Here is a 19018-nt window from a genome sequence, read left to right as displayed (position 1 = left end):
ATGTCCGCAGGCCTTCCGGGTCCCGATGATCTGCAGGATCAGGAGTTCCCGGATGGCCTTTCGATAGAGCGGAATCGATGCCGGGAGCCCGAAGCGGCGGACATGGTCATTCAGCGTCATCTCCCCCAGGTCATCGAGGATGAGGATCCCCTGTTGCGGGGCGTACAGGTGGAGTTTCGGCACGGCGGCCTTGCAGAGGGTGAGATGGTTCAGGATGTTGATGTAAGGGAGCCTGTCCGGGTCTTCCGGAGAGGGGAGGTCCGTTCCCAACTGCATCACCACGCGAGTCTCTCCTCCGGGTATGCGTGCGCGGAAAAATCTTCTGTCCGATGCATCACCGTGAAGAGGGAGAATCTCAATCCGGTCTGGGGCCATGTTCAGAGACGAGGCAAAAAGGTTCTTTATGGTTTTGATCTCAGAGTCCAAAACAGATTCCGATCGGTCCGCGGTATGGCGGCGGACGTGTCTGTATATGGGTTTGCGTTCCGGCCTTCGCCATATTAACACCGGTCACATGGGGTGTCAAACAGACTCGTCTTTTTTAAAAGTGGAAAAAGTTTGGATAAAAGTGGAAAAAGTTTTCATAAAAATGGTAAACTTTTTCACACATCTCGAGGCCGGGAGACCTGCAGAATGTTCAGAAATGCGCATAAGTTATTCCAGGGAAAAAGGAAAAAATAAATCAGGAAAAAATAGACTTTTTGGCATGTTTCATGCAATAATGTTAAAATAAGTATATTCAGGAGCAGATATGTTTTTTAAGGGATTCCACTTATTCAGCGGCATCATCAAGATGGAGAAAGAAAAGACCCCGGCCCTCGATTTCCAAAACCCCTATCTCAAGGTTTCCGAGGAATTGAAGAAAAGCGCCGAGGACTTGAAACGGGCCACGCACAAACTTCAGCAGTCTTTTCTGACCCGCCAGAATGCGTTGAACAAGGTGGTCGCGGTTTTCAATTCACTCTCCATGAACCGTTCACGCTCTTATGCGGTTGCAGGAAGGAGTGACGGCCTGCTGAAAAGTAAGCCCCGTGAAGATAAAAGCGGCGCCAACGGGATCAGCGAATCGGGTCTCTTTGAGATCTACAGGGAGGCCTGCCTCAATTTTATTGAACCCGATAAGACATATTATTTCAAACTTCGCAGCCATTCGGTTTTTCTTTGTGCCATGTATAAACGTTGCATGGGGAACCTGCGCTATTATGACCATGAATTTCAGAAGATCGAAAATCCCGGCCAGTACCGCTTTACCGAGACCGAGGCCTATGTGGCCAACGAGGTCATTCAGGTCGTGAACCGGATCGGGAGAGAGCAGTTTGTACGGGAAGGGCATCAAACCCTGTACAATGATATCTGCTCCAAACTCCTTCCAAAAACCGCCGATCAGTAAGCGGCCCTATTGAATGCTGCGCGTCATCCGGCGGCCGTGAAGATGCCGCTCTCACATTTCTCCCTTGCCTCTATCGCCATTTATTCATATAATCCCATCATCGCGGCCGTTCGGACTGAATTCTGCCTTACGGTCCCCTTTTCGGGCTTGTTGTCAGCTCATGTCTGAGAGCCGGCCGCTTTTTTTGAAATGCATCTTCTCAGCGGAATGCCGAATGGCTGTTATCCTGAGGAGAGCCCGAAACCTTTTAAAGAACGCGTTTTTTAAAGGTCAAGATGAAAAAAATTCCGACACATCCCACTCACTCATGGTTCCTCTTCCTGATTCTCCTGCTGTTGATGGCAGGATGCGGAGTCAGAGACGGCGGAGGCGCCGATAACGGAGACCATAACAGCCTGAGCAGCCATGTGGATGTCGGAACCAACCGGCAGGGGACGTCTTCCGGTATAGAACAAGGATCTCCCTTCGGCTTTCATCCTGCGGAGGTTTCCAAGCAAGGGTATCAAGACAATGGTTATACGGATGCCCTCCATATCGGGGTCAGGTTCACCCGGCCTTCATTATATGCCTTATGGTCGGTGATCCAGCCGGATCTTGCGGTGAACGCCTTTGACTTTTCTCTGAATGATGATGAATATGGAAAGGTCCCGACAGATATCAGCATCATCGCGAATATCTCCCCTCAAGCGCGGATGGACCAGGGCCGATGTCTCCCCGGCTCATGGCTCCCCATTGATGAGGCTCAATATGCTGCTTTCGTAAAGGCAACCGTGGAACGATACGATGGCGACGGCTTAGAAGACATGCCCGGGCTTCTCAATCCGATCAAGTACTGGCAGGTCGGGAATGAACCCACGAACGATAACCGCTCGGATTTTGCCGGGTTGCAGATGATCACTTACCAGGCCGTCAAACAGGTCTGCCCTGACTGCAAAGTCCTGATCGGGGGCGCGACAGGTTTTCCATACAATTACATATGGGAATTTGACCAGTTCTACGCCCCTATTCTCGCTGAATTGGGAGGTCAATACGTGGACATTTTTGATTTCCACTGGTATGGCAATGCACTCGGTGAATACCGCCTGAGGGAGACGGCCGGCGGCAAAGATGTCCTCGACCATATCCGATCCACACTCACGACCGACGGCTTTCCATCCGATATACCGATCTGGATCACCGAGATGGGGGCCTACTCCGGCAGTCCCACGGATGAACAGCCCATGCAGACCGAGGCCCAGCAAGCCGGCGACTATTTCAAGAGATTCATCTACCCCCTGTCCCGAGGCGTGGACAAGGTCTTCCCGGCTTTTGGTTTGATGGAAGGATTTAAAAACCAGGACAGCTACTTTGATCACACCGGACTGATCTACGATGGAGAAGGCTCGAATGACCTGGGGCTGGGTATTAAAAAACTGGGCTATTACACCTATCAAAAGATGACCGAGAAACTGGGGGATGCGGACTGGAGCAGCCTTACGATTCTGCACGAAGGCACGGAGAGCGAGCATGTTTATGTTTTTCGTATCGAGAAAAACAGCCTGCCCATCTATATCGCCTGGTGGGATGACTTCGACGAACCCGGCTATCTTCCAGGCGATACCAAATCTTTGACTCTGACGGGTCTCACGGGTACAACCATCACAGCCACGGAGATCGTTCCTGCCGCCGAATTCGGCCGCAATCTATCCGATGATGACCAGGCATTCGCCATGAAGACCTATCCCGTATCCGGCGGCTCGGCGGACATTCTATTGAGTGAAAGCCCTGTGATTCTGGAGGGAAAATGAACGAACCGTCCGCACAAGTCATTGAAGAACTCAGTCATAAAGTCCTGGCATTGAAAAAGAAGCGGAACGCCGTGATCCTGGCGCACAACTACCAGGTGGACGAGGTGCAGGAGATTGCGGACTACACCGGCGACTCCCTGGAACTCTCCCGACGGGCCGTGGACGCCGATGCGGAGGTCATTGTCTTTTGCGGCGTCCACTTCATGGCGGAAAGCGCAGCCATCCTCAACCCGGGAAAGACCGTGCTCCTCCCGGCCTGGTACGCCGGATGCCCCATGGCCGATATGGTGACGGTTGAGAAACTGCGCAGGATGAAGGAGCAACACCCCGGCGTGCCTGTGGCGGCCTATGTCAATACCTCGGCCGCGGTCAAGGCCGAAAGCGACATCTGCTGCACCTCGGCCAATGTGGTGAACGTGATCAATTCCCTGGACTCGGACCGGGTGATCTGCATCCCGGACAAGAACCTGGCCGCCTATGCCCGGCAGTTCACGAGCAAGGAGATCATCGCGTGGAAGGGGTTTTGCATCGTCCACAATTTGGTCACCGTGGAAATGGTGAAGAAGGCCCGCACCGAGCATCCGGATGCCCTGTTCATGGCGCACCCCGAATGCCCCATGGATGTGCTCAAACTCGCCGATCATGTGACCAGCACCTCCGGCATGCTCCGCTATGCCGGGAAATCTCCGGCCAGGGAGTTCATCATCGGAACCGAACGGGGGCTTCTCTATAATCTCCGGAAACAGAACCCGGGCAAGAGGTTCTACATCCTCTCCGACGATCCCGCGCCCTGGGACCTTCCCATACTGACCTGCCAGAACATGAAGCGAACGACCCTCGAACTTGTGGCCCGGTCGCTCGAGACCATGGAGACCGTCATCACCGTACCCGAAGAGATTCGTGTCCGCGCCAAGGCGGCGCTGGACCGGATGCTCGCCATACCCAGGGAATGAGGGATGAAGCGCCGGTGCCTTTTTATTCTTTTTCTGATGATTCTCCAGGGCTGCATTCCTCTGCATCCCCCAAAAACCTCCGGGATCCCGTTCGCAAGAACGGATGCCTATCCGCTCATGGAAGATACCGGACACCTCGAGTCCATAAAAAGCGCCGTGCAAAATTCCCTTGAGGCCGTGTCCCGGCTAAAACCTCAAGATCAGGTCATGATCGGGAATCGATCCTGCACCGCAAGGGACCTCCAAGAGGCCCTCTCCTCTTTTCTCCAAATCCTCTCGGATGCCAAAGACGCATCCGAACTGAACGGCCGAATTAGACAGGCATTTGATCTGTATGAGGTCCCCGGCCCCATCTTATTCACAGGATATTATTCCCCTCTGCTTCAGGGAAGCTTGAAACCGACTGAACGCTTTCGCTACCCTCTCTACCGCAGGCCCGATGACCTCATCACAAAAAACAGTCCTTCCTGCCTTGGGTTCATCCCCTTTTCCTCGGCGAAGCAGGGTCATTTTACCCGGAAGGAGATCGACACCCAGGGGACATTATCCGGCCGAGGTCTGGAACTCCTCTACCTCGATGATCCGGTTGAGCGTTTTTTTCTCCATGTTCAAGGGTCCGGGATCATCCGCCTTCCTGACGGAAGCACGGTCCGGGTGCGATACGACGGAAGCAACGGGCGGTCCTATACATCCCTGGGCAAGGTCCTCATCAACCAGGGGAGGCTCGAAACCCATGAAGTCACTCTCCCGACGATTAAAAAATATCTTCGCCTGCACCCCGGAGAGCAGGAAGAGATCATGAACCGCAATGAACGGTATATCTTTTTCAAAACCACCGAGGCCGGGCCGCAGGGGGCCGGAGACATGGTTCTTACACCTTACCGCTCCCTGGCCACGGACCCGGCCGTCATCCCCACGGGAAGCCTCTGTTATTACAGCGCCCGTTTTCCCCTCTTCAACCAGTTAGGAGAAATCAATGGATGGCAAGAGCGGGGGGGATTTGCCGTGAGCCAGGATACAGGTGGAGCCATTCGGGGGCATCAGAGGGTTGACATCTTTCTCGGAGAGGGCGATTCTGCCGCGGCCACGGCAGGGCATCTCAAATCCGGAGGGAAGCTCTATATCCTTTTAAGAAAAGATCAAGATCCTGATCCAGGCGCGGAGATGAATACCGGTGACCTGCCGTAACGAAGAGATAGAGATGTCAAACGCCATTATGAAAGAACCTTGAGGACTTCCTTCAGCTCTTCCTTCACTTCATGGAGGGTGTCTTTGAGACCGGGGTTGGATACGGAGAGGACGTTAAGATCCTGCTCCGATTCGATCCTTTTCTTGGCGCCGGCGATGGTATATTTCTGCTGATAGAGGAGCTCCTTGATGCTCAGGATCAGCATGACGTCCTTTTTCTTATAGACCCGCTGGCCGGCCTTATTCTTTTTCGGGTGCAGGCTCTTGAACTCGGTCTCCCAATAGCGGAGGACATGCGGTTCAACGCCGGTCAGCTTGCTGACCTCGCCGATTCGAAAGAAGAATTTGTTCGGTATTTTTTGCATGGTTTAAAAAAAAGAATTCATCATCAATAGAAAAATACGTCACCGTATTTACGAATAGGGCCACTAAGCAGGTTCACCCCCCTCAGCCGACTCACCACCGGAGGGTTTATAGTTTAAGATATGCTCTTTCAGGACTTGGCTGGGTTTGAACGTCACCACACGCCGCGGTGTAATCTCTATTTCCTGGCCGGTCTTGGGATTCCGCCCTTTTCTGGATCCCTTGCTGCGGATCACAAAGTTTCCGAAGCCGGCTATTTTAACCGTTTTGCCGCCTTCTAATGTCTTTTTTATCGTTTCCATAACGGTTTCAACAACTTCCGCAGATTCTTTCTTGGAAAATCCGACTCTGCTATAGACTTCCTCTACAATGTCTGCCTTGGTCATTCATTTTCCTCCCCGATCATTCCGCACGGAAGAAACCATAAAGCCTTTATTTAAAAATACTATATCCTCCTGCAGAAAGTCAAGTTTTTTCGTTTTATTCAATACTTAGAGATTTTTGCTCATGCCCTGAAAAGGGGGCCTCCCCTATCACGTAAACGGGATACCTTACTCCTGTACCTTCTCCTTTACCTTTCTCTCTGCCTCGATCACCTTCTCTGACAGGTGTGCGGGGAGTTCTTCATAATGGTCAAAACCCATTTCGAAATAACCTCTTCCACCAGTGATAGACCGCAATGAGGCAGAATACTGGAGGGTTTCAGCCATGGGGATCAAAGCGGTTACCACCTGAGTCACTCCTCTGGTTTCAAACCCGAGGACCTTGCCCCGCTTGGAATTCAGATCGCTGATGACGCCTCCGATAAACTCATCCGGCACGATGACCTGAAGTTTCATGATCGGTTCCAGAAGAACCGGATCGGCCTCGGCCCAGGCCTTTTTCAGGGCCATGGAGGCTGCAATCTTGAAGGCCATTTCAGAGGAATCCACGTCATGGTAGGATCCATAGTAAAGGGCGGCCTGGACATCCACAATCGGAGACCCGGCCAGGGGACCGCTCTTGATCGCATCCAGCAGCCCTTTTTCCACGGCAGGGATATATTGCCTGGGCACCACCCCTCCCACAATCTCATCCTGGAACTGGAAGCCTCCCCCCCTCGGAAGAGGTTTAAAACGGATCCAGACATCCCCGTACTGGCCCCGTCCCCCGGATTGTTTCTTGTACTTGCCCTGGACCTCCACTTTTTTCCGGATCGTCTCCTTGTAAGGGATCCTGGGCGCCTTGAGGGTCACCTCCACACCGAACTTTCGTTTCAGGGCGGAAAGGATGACCTCCATATGCACCTCGCCCATGACCGAGGCGATCAACTCCATGGTCTCCTCATGACGATGGACCCTCAGGGTCGGTTCCTCCTCACTGATCCGATGGAGGGCATTGCTCAGTTTGTCTTCATCCCCTTTGGACTTGGGTTCTATGGCATAGGAAATGATGGGCTCAGGAAAAATGAGCGGAGAAAGTTTGATCGGGGCCTTATCGTCACAAAGAGTATCCCCGGTGGATGTATTCTTGAGTTTGGCTACGGCGCCGAGCTGTCCAGGTCCGATTTCATCCACGGGTTTCTGATCTTTTCCATACAGGCAAAAAAGGTGTCCCACCCGTTCCTTCTCGTCCCGGTTGGCGTTTAAAACCGTGGAATCAGAATGCAGGACGCCGGAATAGACCCTGAAAAGTGAAAGTTTTCCGGTGAAGGGGTCCACAATGGTCTTGAAGACCTGGGCGGAAAAAGGCTCCTCAGGGGAAGGACGCCGGGTCACCTCTTCGGAAGACCTGGAGTTGGTCCCTTTGATCGGGTTCACCTCGGCGCTTTGCCCTGGGGACGGGAGAAAGGAGACCAGACCGTCCATAAGCTGATGAACACCGATATTCTTAACCGCTGAACCGCAATAAACCGGAACAAATTTGCCATGAAGAGTTCCTTTGGAAATGGCGGAGAGGAGTTCCTGGTCTTTGATCTCTCCCCCCTCCAGGTATCGTTCCAGGAGTTGATCGTCGTTCTCCACCGCAGTCTCAACGAGCTGCTCACGGTAATGCTCCACCTGGTCCTTCAACTCCTGCGGAACCTCGGAGGTCGTGCTGAAGGTCCCGGAGCCGTTTTCAGCATATTCACAGGCCTTCATGCTCAGAAGGTTGAAGACCCCCTTGAAACCTGCCTCTTTGCCTATGGGGAGTGTGATAACCAGGGGGGTCTTCTTCAGAATGGACTCCATGCTCTCCAAGGCCCTGTAAAAGTCGGCCCGGTCCCTGTCCATCTTGTTGATGAAAACCATCTTCGGGATTCCATACTCCATGGCATAACTCCAGACCTTCTCGGTTTCCACCTTGACCCCGGAAACCGCGCTCAGAAGAACGAGGGCCGAGTCCATGGCCTTGAGCACACCCTTGGTGTCGGCCAGAAAGTTGGTATAGCCCGGCGTATCCATGAAATAGAGGTCGGTCCCGTTCCATGGGACCATGGCCATGGATGAAGAAATGGTGCTTTTTCTATCGATCTCTTCGGGAAGAAAGTCAAGAATGGAATTGTGATCGTCAACACGGTTCAAACGGGTGGTGACTTTCGTATTGAAGAGCATGGCCTCACCAAGCGAGGTCTTACCTACCCCCCCATGCCCTATCATACCCAGATTGCGGACAGAAGACGGATCCAGCTTTGCCATAGATCACCTCTCAGCCAAAAAATTGCAAACGGACTTTAAAACCAGACACCGCTCCCCCGCGGTGGCGCAGGCAGGGACTACCAGATATCAGACTCTATATTCCCTCCCTTCCTGACCAGAATATCCACCACGGCATGATTGTAATAGTTGGTATGATCCGTAATCTCGGGCGCCACGCGGCTCCGGTAAAGTTCAAGACCCTTATCCAGATCCTCCTTCAGCAGATCGAAAAGATTGTCGTTTTTGATCCCTTTTTCAATCTTGGACTTGTTGTAAAGAGCGATATCCGAGAGGATCGTGCGGGCAAGCCGTTTGGCTTTATTATGATCTGTAATCTTCATAGAATTCTCCTCATGCCATATGGCTCAACAATCCAGTCACAGTCTAATTTATTTTTTCAACAATTTCAAGAAATTTCATGGGTAAAAACCGATTTTTTTAACTGCCGAAACCTGAAAGCACATCCTCATCTTCTCCAGGCTGCGTCTGGATTCAAGCGATAGGGTTCCTGAAATCAACTTCATCCCGTGATTCTCAAGCCATGGATCGGACGGAGAATCGCTTGCGAAACCATAAGAATCCGGGACAAAGAAAAAGGTGAGGCGCCGGCCCGCCGCATCGAAGCCGGGGCGGTTTTCGTCAACGGTATGGTGGCGAGCGACCCTCGGCTCCCCTTCGGCGGGATCAAGGACTCGGGATACGGCCGCGAGCTTTCCCACTACGGCATCAAGGAGTTTGTGAACATCCAGACCGTATGGATCAAATAGATTCGTTTTTTAAGTGGAGGCTGACGGCTGATCACTTGCTACCGGCCCATCGGGTTGTGGAAAAAAGTCATTTGAAGATTTGTCTTGACTGTTGAGAACTGGAACAATAATAATAACGGAGACGGAAGATCACCCAAAGAGCAGAAGACGGCCATACGGCTGCATGGATGAAATGACCAGAGACGCCCAATTGTGGATGGGAGGTCTGATTTGCTGAAATTTGATATCGAAAAGACTGTTCAATACTGGTTGGAAGGTGCAGAATATGATCTGGATGTGGCAAAGGCGCTCTATGAAAAGAAGAAATATCCATATGCCCTGTTTATCGGTCATCTGGCACTTGAAAAATTACTGAAGGCCCTTGTCGTCAGAACCACACGTAAACATGCCCCGTATACGCATTCTTTGCCTCTGCTTGCAGGCCAGATAGATACCGGGATCCCGCAAAAGATCATGAAAAAACTCGCGGCCTTCATGGAATTCCATTTCGAAGCAAGATACCCAAGGCAGCAAACGCGCTTTTATGAGAAATGCACGAAACAATTTGCCGACAGAAAAATGCAGGATATCAGAGAGGTCTATAAATGGTTGAAAAAGAAATTGTCAGAATAGTAAAGGCCTTTGTCACGGAACTGAAGAGACACAAGATTAAGGTCTCCAAGGTGATTATTTACGGATCGAGGGTTTCAGGACGGGCTCATGAGTACAGTGATATTGATGTTGCCGTCGTATCACCTGATTTCGGGAAGAAAGGCTATGCCGGGAGTGCCAAGCTTTTTGAAATTGCCAGCCAAATTGATCCCAGGATTGAGCCCGTACCCATCTCTCTTGAGTCTTACAACAATGACACTTGGATTCCTTTGATCTATGAAATCAGAACCAAGGGTATCGAGATGAAGGCAGCATAAGGGATTTTGAGGACCTTGCTTGGGACGGTTCTAAAGTAAAAACGTTCCCAAAGACATGCATACTAAATTCGGGCACAATCCATCCAGTTTTTTATTCATGGGTTCGCCTTGTTTATCCAAGCCAGTCCCATAGTGGTCAATTTTTCTATTGAATGATCACCTTCTTGTATCGCTTCGACATCGAAACTATGAATAGTCGGATCAACTCCTGTCATTGCCTTTACTCTGTACTCAGAATCAGCGCATGCATTTTCTTATCCATATATTTTCTTTACATGAGTTTCTGAGTGTTTCTGAGAGTCTTTAATGTTGACATAGTGTTGATAAACGCTTCATGACTTGTCAATATAAAAGATTTGACCCTCTGGCCTTCACTCTGGCCTTCACTTTTGACCCTCTGGCCTTCACTTGTTACGTGTTCAGTCAGGTAAGATGGGCGCTTTCTCTATTTTGCTTGAAACGGACTATGAGGACTGCCGAAGGACACGAGCTTCCATCTGTTTCTCTTCTTTCCCACGGTAAGGGATGTCCTGATATGGTTCGCAGCGGTTACGGGGTAAGTATACTCGTCACCGCCTTTCAAAATCATCCTGAGCGTTAATGGGTGTCCCCCAAAAACCAAAAAAAAGCGAAGATGAGTAGATCTAATCTATGACAATGGGTGAGTTGGTCTGGATCCAGATGGTCTGGGCCACCAGGCACTCCGTGGCATCGAAGACGCCGGAGACCTTGACTTTGTCTTCATCCTTCAGGTATTCAAATTCGACATTTCCTTCGGAGGAGGCCTGAATTTCGTCATCTGAAGGAATCAGAAAAATCAATGTGTCCATGGGAACCTTGACGCAGACCGTCTGGGTCGACGTGATGAGGTCAAAGCCCCGGTTTTCGTAGTCCACGTTCGAGGCTGTTCCCTGTATCTCTGTGAGCGGAGGCGCCTCGGTTGTGTTCAGGATGATCAAAGCGGCCTTGAGCAGGTCGGGTTCCGTGTCCGAGAGCACCAGGATGCCGTCTATCTTTGCGGACATGCCCTGCCTGATATCCGATGCCGAAAGTTCGATGCCTGAATCGGAAAAGATCTTTGTGCCGTTCTGAAGCAGGGCCTTCACCGGCCCGTTCAGAAGGAAGCCCTGTTCAGGACTGATGTCAAATTCAAAGGTCTCCGTAACATCGGGTGACGAGTGGATGGTCCCTGCCAGGCTGAAAAATGGGCCGATCTCGATCACCTCGGCGTCCAGGTCCAGCATGTGATGATCTTCTCCAGGGTCATCCTCCAAGGCTTGAAAATGGCCGATAGCCGAGACAAAGTCCCCATTCTTGATGTCTATGACGGGAGCGGGATCTCCCTCTGCGTCAAAGAGGGACGTCGTATCAGAAACGTGGACGGCCACGCAGCCCTCTGTCAACTGTTCCGGATTCCCATCGTAATCCTTGTTCTGCGGTACGGACTCGGCCCGGAAGCTTGTGTCGGACGGGCAGAGGTCAAAGGTCCGGTTTTCCGGGTTGAGTTCTTTGACCAGCCCTTCCACCCTCACGAGCTTTCCGGTATATTGCCCGCCGATGATATCGACGAAGACCACCGGGCGGAAGACATATTGGCTGCTTTCACCGGCATCAGTGATATGGATGGATTTCTGGGCATCTATGTCGATCTGCAGGATCAGGGTCCCGCCGGGTTCGACCAGAAAAGGCCCCCTCGGGTTCAGGTCGAGCTTTCCGTTCCCGGTCAGTTTGGGCTCGATCACCTCGATGATGTTGCCGTCCATATCTCTTCTGACCAGTTCCATTTTGCTCACATGAAGACGGATCTTGTTGTACCAGGCCGGCGGAACATCGCTGCTGACCGAGAAGAGGCTCGATTCATTCTGCAGTTTGAGCAGATCAAAGGTCTTTTCTCCGGAAAAAAGCATGACCTTGGCCTCATCCGAGAGAAGCTCAACCCCGGTGACGGTAATGTTGATTTCAGAGAACTCGTCCGTGGGGTTGTCCGTCAGGAGTACCGCCACGCTTCCGGCCTGGACCGTATTGGTCTGAAGCGTGGCCGATGGATTGTTGACTGTCCCGCCGCCGCCCCCGCCCCCGCCGCACGACAGGAGCAGCATCGGAAGCCATAAGGCAAAAAACAGAGAAAAAAACCTTTTCATCCATGTATACGAGGCCATGACCATTTTCCTTTTCAGATCTTGCTCATGTAAAATAAACCTTCTTCTTACGTTGATAAGCGTTACATTTCGGCTCTAAAATACAGGGTTATGAAAAAATTGTCAAGCATGAAGATGCTTTAATAACATTTTTTTATTTCAGGAACAATAAAAATTCGTTTATTGACTCCATCTGATGAAAGTTCTATGATTCATTTTATGTACCATCAGACCGGAATGAACAAGCTTCTATCCATCATGGACCAGCTTCGCTCCGACAAGGGCTGCCCCTGGGACAGGAAGCAGACCATGGAATCACTCAAACCCTTTCTGATCGAGGAGACCTACGAGGTGCTGGAGGCGATCGAAAGCGGAGACAAGGATCGGGTCAGAGAAGAGTTGGGGGACCTGCTCCTCCAGATCGTCTTTCTTTCCCAGATCGGAAGGGAAGAACAGGCCTTTTCCTTTGAGGATGTGGTTCAGGGGATCAACGAAAAGCTTTTAAGAAGGCACCCGCACGTATTCGGGGATGAAAAGGCGGAGAACGCCGAAGAGGTGCTCCACCGCTGGGAACAGATCAAGCGGGAGGAGAAGAAAGGCAAGGAGCGGCGGTCTATCCTCGATGGGATCCCGCAGGCCCTTCCCGCCCTGATCAGGGCGGGCCGCCTTCAGGACCGGGCCGCCCGCGTCGGATTTGACTGGAAAGAAACCTCCGAGGTCCTCAATAAGGTGGAGGAAGAGTTTCAAGAGCTGAAACATGCCTTAAAGAAAAACGATCCATCGGAGATCGAACACGAACTCGGAGATATCCTCTTCGCTCTCGTGAATCTCTCCCGGTTCATCCGGGTCAGTTCGGAAGACGCCCTGAGAAAGTCCACACAGCGTTTCATCTCCCGGTTCCAGTATATCGAAGAGTACGCCGTCCGGAACGAGTTGAAACTCCATACGCTTTCTCTTCAAGAGATGGACCGTCTCTGGGAGGAAGCAAAGAGCCTGGAAAAGAGTCAGTGATTATTATTCCGCTTTTTTCTCCTTGAAAATATGGATCAGGCGTCTCAGGGCTTTCTTATCAGGTTCCCGGATCTGGGTGATGCTTACGCCGATCTCGTATGTCTTATTCTTTTTCACTTCTTCCACACGCCTGACCTTGGCCTTACAATTGATGGGCCTCTTTCGTTCCGGCAGATTCAGGAAGAGATGGAGAATCGATCCCACAGCAAGGGCCTTCTGAAAATGGAAGAGGAGGCCTCCTTCGCTGATGTTGATGACCTGAAAGATATCACCGGAATCCGAGGCTACGGTGAGCCGGCCGGAGAGGGCAACCAATACCCGCTCGTAATCTCTCTTTTCATCAATATAAAACGCGACCTGGTTTTTTCCCCTTGCCTTGGCGCGGTAGAGGGCCTGATCGGCCTTCTTGATCAGCTCCGACGCTCTTCCCGCATCCACATTCAAGGTGGCGATCCCTCCGCTGATGGTAAATTTCTTAAGCGGCTGTTTTTCCCCTTTCAAAAAAGCGCTCCGTTCGACCTTTTCACGGATACGGTCGGCGATGACCAGCCCCCCTTCCTTGTTGGTCTCCGGCAGGATCAGGGCGAACTCCTCCCCTCCGTATCGGGCCACGACATCCACGTTTCTGACACTATTCCTGATGATCTGGGCAAGCCTTCTCAAGGATTTGTTTCCTGAAAGGTGGCCGTTGGCATCATTATAATGTTTGAAATCATCCACATCAAACATCACCAGAGTCAGCGGCGAATGATAGCGTCTCGCCCTCACGATCTCCTGGTCCATAGACTTGATAAAATAGCGGTAATTGTAAAGCTGGGTCAGCTCGTCGACAAGGGTCTCCTGTTGAGTTTTCTGAAATATCTTGATCTCGATGATCTTCGGATTCCTGATCCTCTTGTTGATGTCTATGAAATAATCGAGGAGGGCTACGCGGAAATCCATCTCTCGTTTTACATTCAGACTCATCCTTTCCCAGTGGCGCATAACCTCCTTCCAGTGTCTCTTTGCCGCCTTTTTCTCAAACTCGAGGTGGGCTGTGGTAAAGAACAGGGAAGGATAAAGATCATCACCCAACCGGGCGGCAAGATTTTCCACCTTTTGAATAAATTTCTCTCTGTCCCTGGATTCACGAAGCAGAAGCTTACCGATCTCGGATTGTATCTTCACCTCTCGGTTCTCAGCCATTTCTCCCCTCCTTTTTGAATCCGACGGAGTCTATACGACTCCGGCCTTTAACAGATCATGCAGATGGACCACACCTGCCGGTTCCTTTGAATGGTTCAGGATGACCAGGGAGGTAATGGAGTAGCTCTCCATGATCTGGACGGCCTTGGCGGCCAATGCGTCCTTCTCGATGGTCTTGGGGCTCCTGGTCATCACGTCTCCGGCCTTTTTTGAGAGAGGATCGGACCTTTTGCCGATCTCTTTCTCCAGGAATCTCCTTAAGTCCCCGTCGGTGATGATCCCCTTGAATTCACCCTTTTCGCTCACGACGGTCGTCATCCCGAGTTTCTTTGAAGTGATCTCATAAATGACGTCCTTCATGAGGTCGGAAACCTTGACCTTCGGCACTTCATTCCCGACGTGCATCACATCCGAAACCTTGAGCAGGAGTTTCTTACCCAGGGTCCCGCCGGGATGCAACAGGGCAAAATCTTCGGCCTTGAATCCCCTTTTATCCAGCAGGGCCGCGGCCAGGGCATCGCCCATGGCCAGGGCCGCGGTGGTGCTTGCCGTGGGGGCAAGATCCAAAGGGCAGGCCTCTTTCTTTACCCCGACATCAAGTACGATATCGCTCCGTTTCGCAAGGGTAGAACCGGCATCCCCGGTCATGGCGATCAGGACATTTCCCTGGCGTTTGATCAGGGGGAGGATCACGGACAACTCTTCGGTCTCGCCGCTGTTGGAGAGGGCCAGGACCACATCACCTTTAACGATCATCCCCAGGTCGCCGTGCACCCCCTCGGCCGGATGGAAAAACAAGGCCGGGGTCCCGGTGCTGGAGAAAGTGGAAGCGATTTTCCTGGCGATATGGCCTGACTTTCCCATACCGGTCACGACCACCCGGCCCTTGCAGTCGTAAATGGCTTGGACCGCCTGGCTGAAGCGCTCATCCACTCGGTCCATCATGGCGAGAATGGCCTCGGCCTCGATCTTAAGGGCCTTCTTCGCCGTTGCAATCACGTCTCGATTTTTAGGCTTCATTCCGCTTCCAGCCTCCTAAGGCAATATAGGTGGAGAGGTTTATAAATTCTAAATCCTATTTAGGATTTAATACCTCACAAAATCATCCTATGTTTTCCCTTCCTCTCCTGATCATATCATCAATCTCCTTGACTTGGGACAAAAGGTCCGGGAGGTCTTTCAAAGGGAGCATATTGGGACCGTCGGACAAAGCCTTATCAGGCTCCGGATGAACCTCCAGGAAGATCCCGTCCACACCGGCGGCAACGGCCGCGCGCGTAAGAAAAGGCACAAACTCCCGCTGCCCGCCGGAAGAGGTCCCCTGACCGCCGGGAAGCTGCACGCTGTGCGTACCGTCGAAGATCACGGGCACATCAAACCCGCGCAGGATCGGAAGCGCACGCATGTCGGCCACAAGATTGTTGTATCCGAAGCTGGTCCCCCGCTCGGTGATCATCACCCTTTGGTTTCCTGCATGCCGGATCTTCTCTACCACATTTTTCATATCCCAAGGCGCCATGAACTGCCCCTTTTTCACATTGACCGGCCGGCCGGCACGGGCAACCTGCATGACGAAATCGGTCTGCCTGCACAGGAACGCTGGAATTTGAAGCACGTCCAGGACCTCCGCGGCCTGATGGATCTCCTCTTGAACATGGACATCAGAAACGACGGGAAGGGAAAGCTCCTCGCGAACCCGCTGCAGGATCTTGAGCCCGGCCTTCAGGCCCGGCCCCCGGAAGGATGAGTAAGAAGACCGGTTGGCCTTGTCATAAGATGATTTGAAGATCAGGGAAATCCCCGCATCTTCGGCCGTCTTCTTCAGGGCCTCGGCTGTCTTCATGGTCAAGGCTTCACTTTCGATCACGCAGGGGCCCGCGATCAGGACCAGGGGAGCGCCTCCCCCGACGGTAACCGGCCCGATCTTTACTATAGCAGTCATATCAGTAATCCCCGGTTCTTCTTCCTTTCATCCTTGGTTCTTCTCTCTTTTAGTAGGTTAGAAGAGTTTGAGTATCTCAGGATTCAAGGATTCAAGTAGTTTGAGTGGTTCACTTGGCCCCTTGACCCCTCGGACCCTTGAACCCATAACTCTCAACCAATATCCTCGGAAATGACCCTCATTACTTGACACTCACACCCTGCCTCTGCTTATGCAGCAGAGAAGCCTTCACAAATGCACGGAACAGGGGATGCGCATTCATAGGTCTGGATTTGAATTCCGGATGGAACTGGCAGCCCACAAACCATGGGTGATCCTTTACCTCGATCATTTCCACAAGCTCCCCGTCCGGGGAAACCCCTGCGATCTGCAGTCCATGCTCCTTTAAAATATTCTGATACTGGTTGTTGAACTCATAGCGGTGGCGGTGCCGCTCGGAGATCTCCCGGCTCCCGTAGGCCTCATAGGAGAAGGACCCCTCGGAGAGGACGCACGGGTAGGCCCCCAGACGCATGGTCCCCCCTTTGTCCGAACTTTCGCTTCGTTCCTGAATGGAGTTGTTCTTAAAATCCCTCCACTTCTCCAAAAGGTAAATCACCGGATGGGGCGTGGCCGGATCAAACTCCGAGCTGTTGGCATATTCGAGACGGCATACATAGCGGGCGAACTCGATCACCGCGCACTGCATCCCCAGGCAGATCCCGAAGAAGGGGATCTTCTGAGTCCTCGCATAATTGACGGCGGCGATCTTCCCTTCGATCCCTCGGTCCCCGAAACCTCCCGGAACCAGAATCCCGTCCACGTCATGCAGGTGCATCTCGGCCCCGTGCATCTCTATCTCTTCGGCATCCACCCACTTGATGTTGACCCTCGCATCGTTGGCCGCACCGCCGTGGGTCAGGGCCTCGTTCAGGCTCTTGTAGGATTCACGAAGATCCACGTATTTCCCAACCAGACCGATCGTGACATTGTATGCGGGATGTTTGATCCGCTCAACCAGATCCTCCCATGCCGTCAGGTCCTGTTTCCCATTCTCCAGAGCGAGCAGTTCCATGATCTTGTCATCCAGCCCATCACGGTGCAGAATCAGGGGAACCTCATAGATGGTCTCCACATCCATGGCCGCAATCACCGCATCGTGGTCCACATTACAGAAAAGGGCGATCTTCTTCTTCAGATCGTCGGGCAGGGAGTGCTCGGTCCGGCAAAGGAGGATATCAGGCTGTATTCCGATCTGAAGGAGTTCCTTGACACTGTGCTGAGTCGGCTTGCTCTTGAGCTCCCCTGCCGCACGGATATAGGGGACCAGGGTCAGGTGAACATAGATCACATTCCGGCGGCCCACGTCCTGCCGGAACTGCCGGATGGCTTCCAGGAAAGGGAGAGACTCAATATCCCCGATGGTCCCTCCGATCTCCACGATCATCACGTCCACGTCGTGCGCAGCGGAGAGGATGGATTCCTTGATCTCGTTGGTGATATGGGGTACGACCTGCACCGTCCCTCCGAGGTAGTCCCCTCGGCGCTCCTTCATGATGACCGAATAGTAGATCTTCCCCGTGGTATAGTTGCTGTTGCGGGTCAGCTTGGCATGGGTGAACCGCTCATAATGCCCCAGGTCCAGGTCGGTCTCGGTCCCATCGTCGGTGACATACACCTCTCCGTGCTGAAACGGGCTCATGGTTCCCGGATCAACATTGATATAAGGATCGAGCTTCTGCAGAGTCACCGTGAGCCCCCGGCTCTCGAGGAGAGCCCCCATGGAAGCCGAGGCCAGCCCTTTGCCCAGGGAGGAGACCACCCCGCCGGTCACGAAGATAAATTTTACTGCCATAATAGAACTCCAACAAAACTGTTCAACCTGTTCAATAAACTCCTTTTGTCATTCTCCGGCCCCCTGAGCGCGTCATTCTCCGGCTTGACCGGAGAATCCATGGTTCGACAAGCTCACCATGACAATTGTCACCCTGAGCCTGCCGAAGGGTGGATCCCCCGATCGAGTCGGGGGATGACAACTGGATCGGGGAATGACATCGGGATCAGGGGATGACACCGGGGACCCGACAATGACGACTGAGGTCCTGCACCCTCCTTAAATCCTCCTCCGTATCCACGGAGATCGAATCGTACTCGGTCTCCACCACCCGAATCTTGTACCCGTTTTCCAGGATTCTCAACTGTTCCAGCTTCTCCCGAACCTCGAGCGGCGTCGGCGCCATGCGGCTGTACTTCAGCAGAAAATCCCTCCGATAGACATAAATCCCGATATGCTTGAAAAAGAGGTTCCCAGTCACATCCACTTCGATCGGGCCGTGATCCCGGTCATAGGGGATCGGGGATCTGGAGAAATAGAGCGCAAACCCGTCCCGGTCCATAACCACCTTGACCACGTCGGGATTGATCAGCTCATCTCTGGACTTAATTCTTGTACATGGGGTCGCCGCCGGGAAGGCCCCTCCATCCATCATGGGGCGGATGCAGGCGTCTATGACACCGGGTTCGATCAACGGCTCATCCCCCTGGACATTGACGATGATGCCGGCCTTCAAATCCTGGGCCGCCTCGGCAAGCCGGTCCGTGCCTGTTACATGCGAAGGAGACGTCATCACGCACCGCCCGCCGAATGCCAGCACCGCATCTCGGATCCTGCGGTCATCCGTGGCCACGATCACATCTTGAATTAGAGAAGCACGGCTCACCCGTTCATAGACCCATTGAATCATGGGCCT

18 protein-coding genes and 1 pseudogene are annotated in these 19018 nt (G+C 52.5%); 8 read left to right on the top strand and 11 right to left on the bottom strand.

The features are described 5' to 3' along the window. Window positions 1–426 (bottom strand): annotated as a pseudogene (locus tag AUK29_04145) (hypothetical protein). A gap of 325 nt (window positions 427–751) precedes the next feature. On the opposite strand from AUK29_04145, the gene AUK29_04140 reads away from it, so the two are divergent. From AUK29_04140 to AUK29_04125, 4 genes are all read left to right on the top strand, one after another. Then, on the top strand, window positions 752–1390 hold the full coding sequence (locus tag AUK29_04140; protein OIP64624.1) for a hypothetical protein: 639 nt from the start codon (window positions 752–754) through the stop codon (window positions 1388–1390). Window positions 1391–1665: 275 nt separating this feature from the next. Continuing rightward, the gene (locus AUK29_04135) at window positions 1666–3177 is read left to right on the top strand and encodes a hypothetical protein (protein OIP64623.1); all 1512 of its coding nucleotides are present in this window, start codon (window positions 1666–1668) and stop codon (window positions 3175–3177) included. After that, complete coding sequence (locus AUK29_04130) at window positions 3174–4130, top strand: quinolinate synthase (GenBank protein ID OIP64622.1); 957 nt, start codon at window positions 3174–3176, stop codon at window positions 4128–4130. The genes AUK29_04135 and AUK29_04130 overlap by 4 nt, the downstream gene beginning before the upstream one ends. Before the next feature lie 3 nt (window positions 4131–4133). Further along, window positions 4134–5318, top strand: coding sequence for a hypothetical protein (locus tag AUK29_04125; GenBank protein OIP64621.1), 1185 nt, complete (start codon window positions 4134–4136; stop codon window positions 5316–5318). A gap of 26 nt (window positions 5319–5344) precedes the next feature. Here the strand turns inward: AUK29_04125 and AUK29_04120 are convergent, their stop codons facing one another. The 4 genes from AUK29_04120 to AUK29_04105 form a co-directional block, all read right to left on the bottom strand. Then, window positions 5345–5683 carry a MerR family transcriptional regulator gene (locus AUK29_04120; protein OIP64620.1) on the bottom strand — a complete coding sequence of 113 codons (339 nt, stop codon included), beginning with the start codon at window positions 5681–5683 and terminating at the stop codon, window positions 5345–5347. A 63-nt stretch (window positions 5684–5746) separates the two neighbouring features. Next, window positions 5747–6067 (bottom strand): integration host factor subunit alpha, encoded by a 321-nt coding sequence (locus AUK29_04115; protein ID OIP64619.1) that lies wholly within the window; start codon window positions 6065–6067, stop codon window positions 5747–5749. Between the two features lie 165 nt (window positions 6068–6232). After that, window positions 6233–8338, bottom strand: coding sequence for a translation elongation factor G (locus AUK29_04110; protein ID OIP64618.1), 2106 nt, complete (start codon window positions 8336–8338; stop codon window positions 6233–6235). A 77-nt stretch (window positions 8339–8415) separates the two neighbouring features. Next, window positions 8416–8679 carry a hypothetical protein gene (locus AUK29_04105; GenBank protein OIP64617.1) on the bottom strand — a complete coding sequence of 88 codons (264 nt, stop codon included), beginning with the start codon at window positions 8677–8679 and terminating at the stop codon, window positions 8416–8418. Between the two features lie 186 nt (window positions 8680–8865). Here AUK29_04105 and AUK29_04100 point away from each other — a divergent pair, with 186 nt between their 5' ends. From AUK29_04100 to AUK29_04090, 3 genes are all read left to right on the top strand, one after another. After that, a complete protein-coding gene (locus tag AUK29_04100) occupies window positions 8866–9105 on the top strand; it encodes a hypothetical protein (GenBank protein ID OIP64616.1) in 240 nt (79 codons plus the stop codon). Between the two features lie 210 nt (window positions 9106–9315). Then, a complete protein-coding gene (locus AUK29_04095; protein ID OIP64615.1) occupies window positions 9316–9717 on the top strand; it encodes a hypothetical protein in 402 nt (133 codons plus the stop codon). Continuing rightward, window positions 9690–10013 (top strand): hypothetical protein, encoded by a 324-nt coding sequence (locus tag AUK29_04090; protein OIP64614.1) that lies wholly within the window; start codon window positions 9690–9692, stop codon window positions 10011–10013. The genes AUK29_04095 and AUK29_04090 overlap by 28 nt, the downstream gene beginning before the upstream one ends. A gap of 644 nt (window positions 10014–10657) precedes the next feature. Here the strand turns inward: AUK29_04090 and AUK29_04085 are convergent. Then, window positions 10658–12172: a hypothetical protein gene (locus AUK29_04085; GenBank protein OIP64613.1), complete on the bottom strand. Its 1515-nt coding sequence runs from the start codon at window positions 12170–12172 to the stop codon at window positions 10658–10660. Window positions 12173–12370: 198 nt separating this feature from the next. Here AUK29_04085 and AUK29_04080 point away from each other — a divergent pair, with 198 nt between their 5' ends. Beyond that, window positions 12371–13162: a nucleoside triphosphate pyrophosphohydrolase gene (locus AUK29_04080; protein OIP64625.1), complete on the top strand. Its 792-nt coding sequence runs from the start codon at window positions 12371–12373 to the stop codon at window positions 13160–13162. Window positions 13163–13165: 3 nt separating this feature from the next. Here the strand turns inward: AUK29_04080 and AUK29_04075 are convergent, their stop codons facing one another. The 5 genes from AUK29_04075 to AUK29_04055 all read right to left on the bottom strand — a co-directional run. Beyond that, window positions 13166–14347 carry a hypothetical protein gene (locus AUK29_04075; protein OIP64612.1) on the bottom strand — a complete coding sequence of 394 codons (1182 nt, stop codon included), beginning with the start codon at window positions 14345–14347 and terminating at the stop codon, window positions 13166–13168. Between the two features lie 30 nt (window positions 14348–14377). Continuing rightward, window positions 14378–15367 carry a D-arabinose 5-phosphate isomerase gene (locus tag AUK29_04070; protein OIP64611.1) on the bottom strand — a complete coding sequence of 330 codons (990 nt, stop codon included), beginning with the start codon at window positions 15365–15367 and terminating at the stop codon, window positions 14378–14380. An 82-nt stretch (window positions 15368–15449) separates the two neighbouring features. Then, window positions 15450–16289 carry a 3-deoxy-8-phosphooctulonate synthase gene (locus AUK29_04065; GenBank protein ID OIP64610.1) on the bottom strand — a complete coding sequence of 280 codons (840 nt, stop codon included), beginning with the start codon at window positions 16287–16289 and terminating at the stop codon, window positions 15450–15452. Between the two features lie 181 nt (window positions 16290–16470). Then, complete coding sequence (locus AUK29_04060; protein OIP64609.1) at window positions 16471–18123, bottom strand: CTP synthase; 1653 nt, start codon at window positions 18121–18123, stop codon at window positions 16471–16473. Between the two features lie 205 nt (window positions 18124–18328). Next, on the bottom strand, window positions 18329–19018 hold a 690-nt coding region (locus AUK29_04055), incomplete at its 5' end, for a 3-deoxy-D-manno-octulosonate cytidylyltransferase (GenBank protein OIP64608.1).

This window comes from Nitrospirae bacterium CG2_30_53_67 (genome assembly GCA_001873285.1).
Taxonomy (GTDB): Bacteria; CG2-30-53-67; CG2-30-53-67; order CG2-30-53-67; family CG2-30-53-67; genus CG2-30-53-67.
The sequence above is the reverse complement of the archived record's forward strand: the minus strand, read 5'-3'. Positions and strand labels throughout refer to the sequence as shown.

Coding starts and splice junctions, on each gene's coding strand:
- AUK29_04140 (OIP64624.1), top strand. CDS start 752: ATGTTTTTTAAGGGATTCCACTTATTCAGCGGCATCATCAAGATGGAG.
- AUK29_04135 (OIP64623.1), top strand. CDS start 1,666: ATGAAAAAAATTCCGACACATCCCACTCACTCATGGTTCCTCTTCCTG.
- AUK29_04130 (OIP64622.1), top strand. CDS start 3,174: ATGAACGAACCGTCCGCACAAGTCATTGAAGAACTCAGTCATAAAGTC.
- AUK29_04125 (OIP64621.1), top strand. CDS start 4,134: ATGAAGCGCCGGTGCCTTTTTATTCTTTTTCTGATGATTCTCCAGGGC.
- AUK29_04120 (OIP64620.1), bottom strand. CDS start 5,683: ATGCAAAAAATACCGAACAAATTCTTCTTTCGAATCGGCGAGGTCAGC.
- AUK29_04115 (OIP64619.1), bottom strand. CDS start 6,067: ATGACCAAGGCAGACATTGTAGAGGAAGTCTATAGCAGAGTCGGATTT.
- AUK29_04110 (OIP64618.1), bottom strand. CDS start 8,338: ATGGCAAAGCTGGATCCGTCTTCTGTCCGCAATCTGGGTATGATAGGG.
- AUK29_04105 (OIP64617.1), bottom strand. CDS start 8,679: ATGAAGATTACAGATCATAATAAAGCCAAACGGCTTGCCCGCACGATC.
- AUK29_04090 (OIP64614.1), top strand. CDS start 9,690: ATGGTTGAAAAAGAAATTGTCAGAATAGTAAAGGCCTTTGTCACGGAA.
- AUK29_04085 (OIP64613.1), bottom strand. CDS start 12,172: ATGGCCTCGTATACATGGATGAAAAGGTTTTTTTCTCTGTTTTTTGCC.
- AUK29_04080 (OIP64625.1), top strand. CDS start 12,371: ATGTACCATCAGACCGGAATGAACAAGCTTCTATCCATCATGGACCAG.
- AUK29_04075 (OIP64612.1), bottom strand. CDS start 14,347: ATGGCTGAGAACCGAGAGGTGAAGATACAATCCGAGATCGGTAAGCTT.
- AUK29_04070 (OIP64611.1), bottom strand. CDS start 15,367: ATGAAGCCTAAAAATCGAGACGTGATTGCAACGGCGAAGAAGGCCCTT.
- AUK29_04065 (OIP64610.1), bottom strand. CDS start 16,289: ATGACTGCTATAGTAAAGATCGGGCCGGTTACCGTCGGGGGAGGCGCT.
- AUK29_04060 (OIP64609.1), bottom strand. CDS start 18,123: ATGGCAGTAAAATTTATCTTCGTGACCGGCGGGGTGGTCTCCTCCCTG.